Raw genomic sequence first — 11,124 nt, 5'->3', positions numbered from 1 at the left:
TCGAACGCGTTGTAATGCTCGGTGATGTACTGGTGCACGTTGCTGGTGGTGACTTTGCTGATTTCCACGCCGGATTGCTGCGCCACGAAGGCTTGCATGGCTTGGTAACCCTCACCGGCAATGCCGTTGAAACTCACCAGGTCGCCGAACAGGATGTCGTTGCCTTCTCCACCGCTGACGGTGTCGTGCCCCGGCATCGTCGCTTCGGTATGGCCGATGATCGAGTTGGCCAGATCCTTCGGATCGATGTTGGTTTGTGGCGTTTGATTCGAGTCGTACGGCTTCAGGTCGTTGAGGCTCACTCCGTTGTTGAGGCCAATGGCCTCGACATTCGACAGTTTGCTCAGCAGTGCAAAGCTGCCGGTGGAGTTGCTGGTGGTGTCCCAGTCGGTGCTGTTGCCGTCGCCGTCACGACCCGAGAACTCGTAGGTACCGTCACCCTGGGCATGCAGATAGCCGAAGTCCTTGTATGACCAGTTATCTCCGTTGTCATTGCCATTGCCATTGCCATTGCCATTGTTGCCATTGTTGCCGTTGTTGCCGTTGTTGCCGTTGTTGCCATTGTTGCCGTTATTGCCGTTATTGCCGTTATTGCCGTTGTTGCCGTTGTTGCCATTGTTGTCGTTGCTGCTCTTGGTCCAGACCGTCACGTATCCCGAGGCGGTGATGTCGATCTGGTGCGTGCTGTCGGGGAACAGGCTGACCGCTTTTCCAAGCTGATAGTTGCTCGTGGTGATCAGGCTATCAAGCGTTGTGCTGCCATACAGGGTCGGGTTGGTCGACTCGCCGCTCTGGTAGTAAGTCGGCTTGCCGTCAGTAATGAAATACGTGAGATTCTTCGCCCCGGTGTTGGCCACGGCGTCCGCGCTCTGGAACCAGTTGGCCGTGGTTTTGAACACGTCCTCGTAGTTGGTGCCGCCGCCGGATGACATCGAGTCCAGTATCGCCTTCAACTGGGTCAGCGCATTCGGGTCATTGAGGTTCACCGACACCGACTTGTTGACCTGGGTGTCGAAGTCCGCCAGGAAGATGTTCACCGTGCCCGAGTTGCTGCCCAGGCTTTGCTTGAGGGTGTTGAACACCGACGTCAGCGAGTCCTTGGCCGAGTTGATCGACGAGGAACTCATACTGCCGGAGCTATCGACCATGAAGGCGATATTGTAGTTCTGACCCGGTACGACCGTCAGCCCACCGATATCCGCCACCACGATGTCATTGCCATCGGTGCCGGTGACATTGTCATTATCTGCGGTGGCAGTGAGCGGGTTATAGACCGCTGGATTGATCGTGATCGGAATCTGCGTCGTATTGCTGGCCGAGTCTCCCTGGCTCTCGGTCGAGACGGCCGTCACTGTCAGCGTGTTGGTGCCGGTGGCGTACGGTGCCGGGGTGTAGCTCAACTTGCTCACGTCCCACCCGCTGAGGTTGACGACGCCGTTACCGGTTGTGCCGGTAAAGGTGTGCATGCCATCGGTCAGGGTCGCGCCTGCCGGGATGCCGCCGATCGAGGTAATGGTCTGGGTTTCAGAGCCATCAGTGTCCACTGACGTTACCTTCAAGCCCAACGAGATGCTGCTGTTCTCGGCCACCTGAGACGTGGTGGCGGTCACGATCGGTGTATCCGCGACCGGGGTCACACTGATGTCCAGCGTAGTGCTTGAACCGGTATTGGTGGTGTAGGTCACAGTCGGAACCTTGCCACTCCAATTGTTGGCAGGGGTAAAGCTGTAGTCACCGTTGGCACCGAGCGTCAGCCTGCCCACGTTTGCGATGGTGGCAGTGCCCCCCGCGCTGTACTCGATGCCACCAATGGTGAACTTGGTCACGCTGAGAGCGTTGTCCACATCGCGGTCGTTGGTCAGTACGTTACCGGTGGCGATCTGGTCCTCAAGGGTGGTTTTGAGGTCCGCAGCCAGCACACTTTGGTCATCGACTGGCGTGACGCTAATGTTCAGGGTCGAGGTGACGTTGGGTCCCAAACCGTCGGTGACGGTGTAGGTGACAGTTGGCACCGTGCCGTTGTAGTTGGCGGCCGGGGTGAAGGTGTAGGCCCCGCTGGCTGCGATCACCAGTGTGCCGACATTGGTGATGGTCGCCGTGGTGCCGGCCGTGTAAGTGGTCGCACCGATGGTGAAGTTGACCACGCTGACCGGGCCGTCGACGCTCGAGGTGCCGGAGAGGACGCTGCCGGTCAAGGCGGTGTCTTCCAGGGTGGAGGGCGTTTCGTTGGCGTCGGTGAAGTTGTCGTTGACCGGCGATACGCTGATGTTCAGCGTACTGCTCGAGCCAGTATTGGTGGTGTATGTCACCTGTGGAACATTACCATTCCAGTCGGCAGCCGGCTTGAAGGTGTAGTCGCCGTTGCTGGAAATGATCAGCGTACCGACACCCGTGATGGTCGCGGTCTGGCCCGCCGTGAAACTGCCGTTGACCTCGTTCACACTGAAACTTGAGACGCTCAGGGCATTATCGACGTCGTGGTCGTTGGTCAGCACGTTGCCGGTCGCGTTGTGATCTTCTTCGATGGTACTCCTGTCCACCTGCAGCACGCTGGCGTCATCGACGGCAGCCACGTGCACCACCAGTGGCAGCGAGGTGCTCGCGCTTGGGGCATCGCCGTCTGTGGCGGTGGCCGTTACGGTCAGGGGAATGTCGCCATTGAAGTTCGTCGGTGGTGTCAGCTTGAGTGTGGACAGGTTCCAACCCGTAATGTCCACCGACGTCGAGCCGTTGGCAGCATTGAAGGTGTGGGTGCCATCGGTGAGGCTGGAACCCGCTGGCAAGCCGCTCAGTGTGAGGGCGAGCGTTTCCGAACCGTCGGCGTCATTGGTGTGGGCCTGGATGGTGGACAACAGGATCGCGTTGTCTTCAAGGCCCGAGTTGAGCACCTGAGTGACATTGATGTTGTCCAGCACGCCGCCCAGGCTGTTGCTGTCCCCTGCGCGGAACTCGAGTTTCTGGTTGCCATCGGCCGTGACCGGAATGTCGAAGCTGTAGTGCTGCATGCCCGTGGTCGAGGTGTTCAGGGTGCCAATGAGTTGACCGCCCCAGTACACGTTGATGAGCGAATTATCTACACCGGCACGCGGTGCATAGTCGAACGACACGTTGTACGTGGTGCCGGCCTTCGCATCGATAGTGGTGTAGAGGTTGCTCGCATCACCGGTATTACGCTCAAGTTCGATGACCTGGTTACCGCCGCCGGCGCCGTAGACGCTGGCTTTGCCGATTTCGACCATGCCCCCGCGGTTGTCAGTATGCCAGGCGCCGTTGCCGAGATTGCTGACATTGACGTCGCTGTGCGAACCATTCACAGCGACTTCCTGGAAGTCGGTCGAGGCAACAACACCGCCACCGGTCAGCGACAGGCTCGGGGTATCGGTGACTGGCGCAACGACGATGGTACCGGTCGCCGAAGTAGCAGAAGGCATGCCCCCGTTGTCGGTCGCGTTGTAGGTGAAGCTGGTGGTGCCACTCCAGTCGCCGGTGGGCTTGAAGTAAACCGTTGCACCATTGGCCGTTGCGGAGATCGCGCTGCTGGTGGTCAGCTCGATGGTCCCGGCGGCGTCTGCGTAAAACTTGCCATTGGCCGGCACGCTGGTCAGGGTGAAGTGATTGACGCTGCCGTCAATGTCATTGCCGCCGAGCTGCACGGCGATCAAATGATCTTCATCACCCCTGGCCGAAGTGGCGTTAACGGTCGGAGCGTCGTTGACCGGGTTGACCGTAATGTCCAGCGTGCTGGTGGAATGGGTGTTGGTGGTGTAGCTGATCTGTGGAACCGTTCCGTTCCAGTTCGCGGCAGGGGTGAAACTGTAATCGCCGTTGGTGGCGATAGTCACAGTACCGACGCCGGTGATAGCCGCGACTTGACCCGCGGCAAAGGAGCCGGGGACGCCTTGTATGGTGAATGTCGCGACACTCAGAGCGTTGTCGACATCGATGTCATTGCCAAGCACGTTGCCCGTTGCAGCGTGGTCTTCATCGATGGTCTTGGTATCTGCAATCAGGACGCTCGGGTCATCGACCGGGGTGACGTTGATGTTCAGGGTCGAGGTGACATTGCTGCCGGAGCCGTCGGTGACGGTGTAGCTCACCGTGGGTACCGTGCCGTTGTAGTTGGCGGCCGGGGTGAAGGTGTAGGCGCCGTTGGCCCCGATGACCAGGGTGCCGATGTTGGCGATGGTTGTGGTCTGGCCGGCGACGTACGTGGTCTCACCGATGGTGAAGTTGACCACGCTGACTGGGCCGTCGACGCTGCTCGTGCCAGTGAGCACGCTGCCGCTGATGGCGGTGTCTTCAGCGGTACTCACGCTTTCGCTGCTGTCGGTGAAGCTGTCATCGACCGGGGTGACATTGATGCTCAGGGTCGAGGTGACATTGCTGCCGGAACCGTCGGTGACGGTGTAGCTCACCGTGGGTACCGTGCCGTTGTAGTTGGCGGCCGGGGTGAAGGTGTAAGCGCCGTTGGCGCCGATCACCAGGGTGCCGACGTTGGCGATGGTCGCGGTCTGGCCGGCGGTGAAAGTGCCAGGAACGCCATCGATGGTGAAATTAACCACGCTGACTTGGCCGTCGACGCTCGAAGTGCCCGTCAACACACTGCCGCTGATGGCGGTGTCTTCTGCGGTGGTCACGCTTTCACTGAGGTCGGTGACGCTGTCGTCGACCGGCGTCACGTTGATGGTCAGGGTCGAGGTGACGTCCGTGCCCGAGCCGTCGGTCACGGTGTAGCTCACCGTCGGCACCGTGCCGTTGTAGTTCTCGGCTGGGGTGAAGGTGTAGGCGCCATTGGCGCCGATCACCAGGGTGCCGACGTTGGCGATGGTCGCAGTCTGGCCGGCGACGTAGGTGGTCTCGCCGATGGTGAAATCAACCACGCTGACTTGGCCGTCGACGCTCGAGGTACCGGTCAACACACTGCCGCTGATGGCGGTGTCTTCTGCGGTGGTCACGCTTTCACTGAGGTCGGCGAAGCTGTCGTCGACCGGGGTGACGTTGATGGTCAGGGTCGAGGTGACATTGCTGCCCGAACCGTCGGTGACGGTGTAGTTCACCGTCGGCACCGTGCCGTTGTAGTTCTCGGCTGGGGTGAAGGTGTAGGCGCCATTGGCGCCGATGACCAGGGTGCCGACGTTGGCGATGGTCGCGGTGCTGCCAGCAGCGTAGGTGGTATCACCGATGGTGAAATTAACCACGCTGACTTGGCCGTCGACGCTCGAAGTGCCCGTCAACACACTGCCGCTGATGGCGGTGTCTTCAGCGGTGGTCACGTTTTCGCTGAGGTCGGTGAAGCTGTCGTCGACCGGGGTGACGTTGATGGTCAGGGTCGAGCTGACGTCCGTGCCCGAACCGTCGGTCACGGTGTAGCTAACCGTTGGCACGCTGCCGTTGTAGTTCTCGGCTGGGGTGAAGGTGTAGGCGCCATTGGCGCCGATCACCAGGGTGCCGACGTTGGCGATGGTCGCAGTCTGGCCGGCGACGTAGGTGGTCTCGCCGATGGTGAAATCAACCACGCTGACTTGGCCGTCGACGCTCGAGGTACCGGTCAACACACTGCCGCTGATGGCGGTGTCTTCAGCGGTGGTCACGCTTTCGCTGAGGTCGGTGAAGCTGTCGTCGACCGGGGTGACGTTGATGGTCAGGGTCGAGGTGACATTGCTGCCCGAACCGTCGGTGACGGTGTAGTTCACCGTCGGCACGCTGCCGTTGTAATTGGCGTCCGGGGTGAAGGTGTAAGCGCCGTCGGCGCCGATGACCAGGGTGCCGACATTGGCAATGGTCGCCGTCTGACCGGCGGTGAAAGTCCCAGGAACGCCGTCGATGGTGAAGTTCACCACGCTGACTTGGCCATCGACGCTGCTCGTACCAGTGAGCACGCTGCCGCTGACGGCCGTGTCTTCAGCGGTACTCACGCTTTCGCTGAGGTCGGTGAAGTTGTCGTCGACCGGGGTGACGTTGATGGTCAGGGTCGAGGTGACGTCCGTGCCGGAACCGTCGGTCACGGTGTAGGTAACCGTTGGCACGCTGCCGTTGTAGTTGGCGTCCGGCGTGAAGGTGTAGGCGCCGTTGGCGCCGATGACCAGGGTGCCGACATTGGCGATGGTCACCGTCTGTCCGGCGACGTAGGTGGTATCACCGATGGTGAAGTTGAGCACGCTGACTTGGCCGTCGACGCTCGAAGTACCCGTCAACACACTGCCGCTGACGACGGTGTCTTCAGCGGTGGTCACGCTTTCACTGAGGTCGGTGAAGCTGTCGTCGACCGGGGTGACGTTGATGTTCAGGGTCGAGCTGACGTCCGTGCCCGAACCGTCGGTGACGGTGTAGCTGACCGTTGGCACTGTGCCGTTGTAATTGGCGTCCGGGGTAAAGGTGTAAGCGCCGTTGGCGCCGATGACCAGGGTGCCCACATTGGCAATGGTCGCCGTCTGGCCGGCGGTGAAAGTGCCAGGAACGCCGTCGATAGTGAAATTAACCACGCTGACTTGGCCGTCGACGCTCGAAGTGCCAGTGAGGACGCTGCCGCTGACGGCGGTGTCTTCAGCGGTGATCACGTTTTCACTGAGGTCAGTGAAGTTGTCGTCGACCGGGGTGACGTCGATGTTCAGGGTCGAGCTGACGTCGGTGCCGGAACCGTCGGTCACGGTGTAGCTCACGGTCGGCACCGTGCCGTTGTAGTTCTCGGCGGGGGTAAAGGTGTAGGCGCCGTTGGCCCCGATGACCAAGGTGCCGACGTTGGCGATGGTCGCCGTCTGGCCGGCAGTGAACATGCCAGGAACGCCATCGATGGTGAAATTCACCACGCTGACTTGGCCGTCGACGCTCGAAGTGCCAGTGAGGACGCTGCCGGTCACGGCCGTGTCTTCAGCGGTACTCACGCTTTCACTGAGGTCGGTGAAGTTGTCGTCGACCGGGGTGACGTTGATGGTCAGGGTCGAGGTGACGTCCGTGCCGGAACCGTCGGTGACGGTGTAGCTGACGGTCGGCACTGTACCGTTGTAATTGGCATCCGGGGTAAAGGTGTAGGCGCCGTTGGCGCCGATGACCAGGGTGCCGACGTTGGCGATGGTTGCGGTGCTGCCAGCAGCGTAGGTGGTATCACCGATGGTGAAATTAACCACGCTGACCTGACCGTCGACGCTCGAGGTACCGGTGAGGACGCTGCCAGTTACGGCGGTGTCTTCGCTGGTGGTCACGCTTTCGCTGAGGTCGGTGAAGCTGTCATCGACCGGGGTGACGTTGATGGTCAGGGTCGAAGTGACATTGCTGCCGGAACCGTCGGTGACGGTGTAGCTGACCGTTGGCACGCTGCCGTTGTAGTTCTCGGCGGGCGTAAAGGTGTAAGTGCCGTTGGCCCCGATGACCAGGGTGCCGACGTTGGCGATGGTGGCGGTGCTGCCAGCGGCGTAGCTGGTCTCACCGATGATGAAATTAACCACGCTGACTTGGCCGTCGACGCTGCTCGTGCCAGTGAGCACGCTGCCGCTGATGGCGGTGTCTTCGGCGGTGGTCAAGCTTTCGCTGAGGTCGGTGAAGTTGTCATCGACCGGGGTGACGTTGATGGTCAGGGTCGAAGTGACATTGCTGCCGGAACCGTCGGTGACGGTGTAGCTGACGGTCGGCACGCTGCCGTTGTAGTTCTCGGCGGGCGTAAAGGTGTAAGCGCCGTTGGCCCCGATGACCAGGGTGCCGACGTTGGCGATGGTGGCGGTGCTGCCAGCGGCGTAGCTGGTCTCACCGATGATGAAATTAACCACGCTGACTTGGCCGTCGACGCTGCTCGTGCCAGTGAGCACGCTGCCGCTGATGGCGGTGTCTTCAGCGGTACTCACGCTTTCGCTGCTGTCGGTGAAGTTGTCATCGACCGGGGTGACGTTGATGGTCAGGGTCGAGGTGACGTCGGTGCCCGAGCCGTCGGTGACGGTGTAGCTCACGGTCGGCACTGTGCCGTTGTAGTTGGCGTCCGGGGTGAAGGTGTAGGCGCCGTTGGCTCCGATCACCAAGGTGCCGACGTTGGCGATGGTCGCGGTGCTGCCGGCAGCGTAGCTGGCATCACCGATGGTGAAGTTGACCACACTGACGGGACCGTCGACGCTCGAGGTGCCCGTCAACACACTGCCGGTCACGGTGGTGTCTTCAGCGGTGGTCACGCTTTCGCTGCTGTCGGTGAAGTTGTCATCGACCGGCGTGACGTTGATGGTCAGGGTCGAGGTGACGTCGGTGCCCGAGCCGTCGGTGACGGTGTAGCTCACGGTCGGCACTGTGCCGTTGTAATTGGCGTCTGGAGTGAAGGTGTAGGCGCCGTTGGCGCCGATGACCAAGGTGCCAACATTGGCGATGGTCGCGGTCTGGCCGGCGTTGAAAGTACCAGGAACGCCGTCGACGGTGAAGTTCACCACGCTGACCGGGCCGTCGACGCTGCTTGTGCCAGTGAGGACGCTACCGGTCACCGGGGCATCTTCAGTGGTGGTCACGCGCTCACTGGCATCGGTGAAGCTGTCGTCGACCGGCGTCACGTTGATGTTCAGGGTCGAGGTGACATTGCTGCCGGAGCCGTCGGTGACGGTGTAGCTGACCGTTGGCACCGTGCCGTTGTAATTGGCGTATGGAGTGAAGGTGTAAGCGCCATTGGCCCCGATCACCAGAGTGCCGACATTGGCGATGGTCGCGGTCTGGCCGGCGGTGAAAGTCCCAGGAACGCCGTCGATGGTGAAGTTCACCACGCTGACCGGGCCGTCGACGCTGCTTGTGCCAGTGAGGACGCTACCGGTCACCGGGGCATCTTCAGTGGTGGTCACGTTTTCACTGAGGTCGGTGAAGCTGTCGTCGACCGGGGTGACGTTGATGGTCAGGGTCGAGGTGACATTGCTGCCCGAGCCGTCGGTGACGGTGTAGCTCACGGTTGGCACGCTGCCGTTGTAATTCTCGGCAGGCGTGAAGGTGTAAGTGCCATTGGCCCCGATCACCAGGGTGCCGACATTGGCAATGGTCGCCGTCTGACCGGCGGTGAAAGTCCCAGGAACGCCGTCGATGGTGAAGTTCACCACGCTGACCGGGCCGTCGACGCTTGAGGTTCCCGTCAACACACTGCCAGTGACGGCGGTGTCTTCAGCGGTGGTCACGCGTTCGCTGGTATCGATAAAACTGTCATCGACCGGGGTGACGCTGATGTTCAGGGTCGAGGTGGCATTGCTGCCGGAGCCGTCGGTGACGGTGTAGTTCACCGTCGGTACGCTGCCGTTGTAATTGGTGGCTGGGGTGAAGGTGTAAGCGCCGTTGGCGCCGATCACCAGGGTGCCGACATTGGCGATCGTCGCCGTCTGTCCGGCGGCGTAGGTGGTATCACCGATGGTGAAATTAACCACGCTGACCTGACCGTCGACGCTGCTCGTACCGGTGAGGACGCTGCCGCTGATGGCGGTGTCTTCAGCGGTGGTCACGCTTTCGCTGATGTCGGTAAAGCTGTCGTCGACCGGGGTGACGTTGATGGTCAGGGTCGAGCTGACGTCCGTGCCGGAACCGTCGGTGACGGTGTAGCTGACCGTCGGTACGCTGCCGTTGTAATTGGTGGCTGGGGTAAAGGTGTACGCGCCGTTGGCCCCGATCACCAGGGTGCCGACATTGGCAATGGTCGCCGTCTGACCGGCGATGAAAGTCCCAGGAACGCCGTCGATGGTGAAGTTCACCACGCTGACCGGGCCGTCGACGCTTGAGGTGCCCGTCAACACACTGCCAGTGACGGCGGTGTCTTCAGCGGTGGTCACGCGTTCGCTGGCATCGATAAAACTGTCATCGACCGGGGTGACGCTGATGTTCAGCGTAGAGGTGGAACCGTCGGTAACGGTGTAGCTCACGGTCGGCACCGTGCCGTTGTAATTCTCGGCCGGGGTGAAGGTGTAAGCGCCGTCGGCCCCGATCACCAGGGTGCCAACGTTGGCGATGGTCGCCGTCTGGCCCGCTGTGAAGGTGCCAGGAACACCGTCGATGATGAAGGTGACCACGCTCAGGGCGTTATCGATGTCGCTGTCGTTGCTCAGCACATTGCCGATCGCGGCGATGTCTTCAGCAATGGTTTGGGTGTCGGCAGTCAAAACGCTCGGATCATCGACCGCTGTCACGGTGAGGTCCAGAGTGCTGCTCGAGCCGGTGTTGGTGGTGTACGTGACTTGCGGTACGGCACCGTTGTAGTTGGCGTCCGGAGTAAAGGTGTAGTTGCCGTTGGCGCCGATGGTCAACGTACCGACGCCGACGATGGTCGCTGTCTGGCCTGCGGTGAAACTGCCGGTGACGCCGGCGATAGTGAAGCTGGTGACGCTGAGCGGCGACTCGGCATCGCTATCGTTGTTCAGTACGTTGCCCGTCGCGACGCTGTCTTCGGCCAGAGTGCCCGTATCCGCGGTCAGTACACTCGGAGCGTTGATGGTCGTGATGGTCGTGATGTTCTGGTTGCCAGTATCGAGCGTAGTGGGAGTAGTCGTGGAGTCAGGACCGGTGGTTGGGAAGCCGATGGTCGGGTCGACGCGGCCAGCCGTGGCGTCGAGCATCACGAAGCTGTGACCGCCCCCGGCGGCACCACCCGAACCTGCGGCAGTCGGGCCGGCAGCGGTGGCTTCAAGGTCTTTGGTCGGGTCGGCACCGGCGGCAATGGCCTGTTGCAGCTCTTCAACGGACGGCGCGGCTTGTGCGGTGGCGGCTGCCAGGTCAGCGCTGGATTCCGGCGCGTCAGCGCTCCACTGGGTATCGCGGCCCAGGTCGAGGGTGCGGCCATCGGCCAGTTCCAGAGACACGGCACCGGAAAGGCCAGTGTCGATCTGGTCCCCGGCGAACAGTTTGTCGCCTTCAACGAGAACGCGGCGGATGCCCTCTGGGGACACCACGAAAACTTGACCGACAATGCTTTTGACGATGGCAACAACACTGCTCATTGAAGACTCTCCGGGGTGTCACGTTCAGTAGACTTCCATAGACCTGATGGCATCTGCACCGACCAGTCTGGACGTTACATTGCAAAATAGATGCACAAGTTTGACGGCCTAATTCGTCAATATTTTGGCTATATTTTTTCGTTATTAACTTTATGCCAAACTATTGACCTTCTTGGGGCCATCCTAAACAATCGTC

The 11,124-nt window shown here is 61.1% G+C and carries 1 protein-coding gene; it reads right to left on the bottom strand.

The genetic code is table 11. The features are described 5' to 3' along the window. Positions 1-10,928 (bottom strand): retention module-containing protein (locus tag AB7M25_RS29475; protein WP_454238329.1); only part of this gene is annotated, 10,928 nt, incomplete at its 3' end. Positions 10,929-11,124: the final 196 nt, after the last annotated feature.

This window comes from Pseudomonas sp. AP3_22 TE3818 (assembly GCF_053628995.1).
Note: the sequence above shows the minus strand (reverse complement) of the source record. Positions and strands in the feature narration are given on the sequence as shown.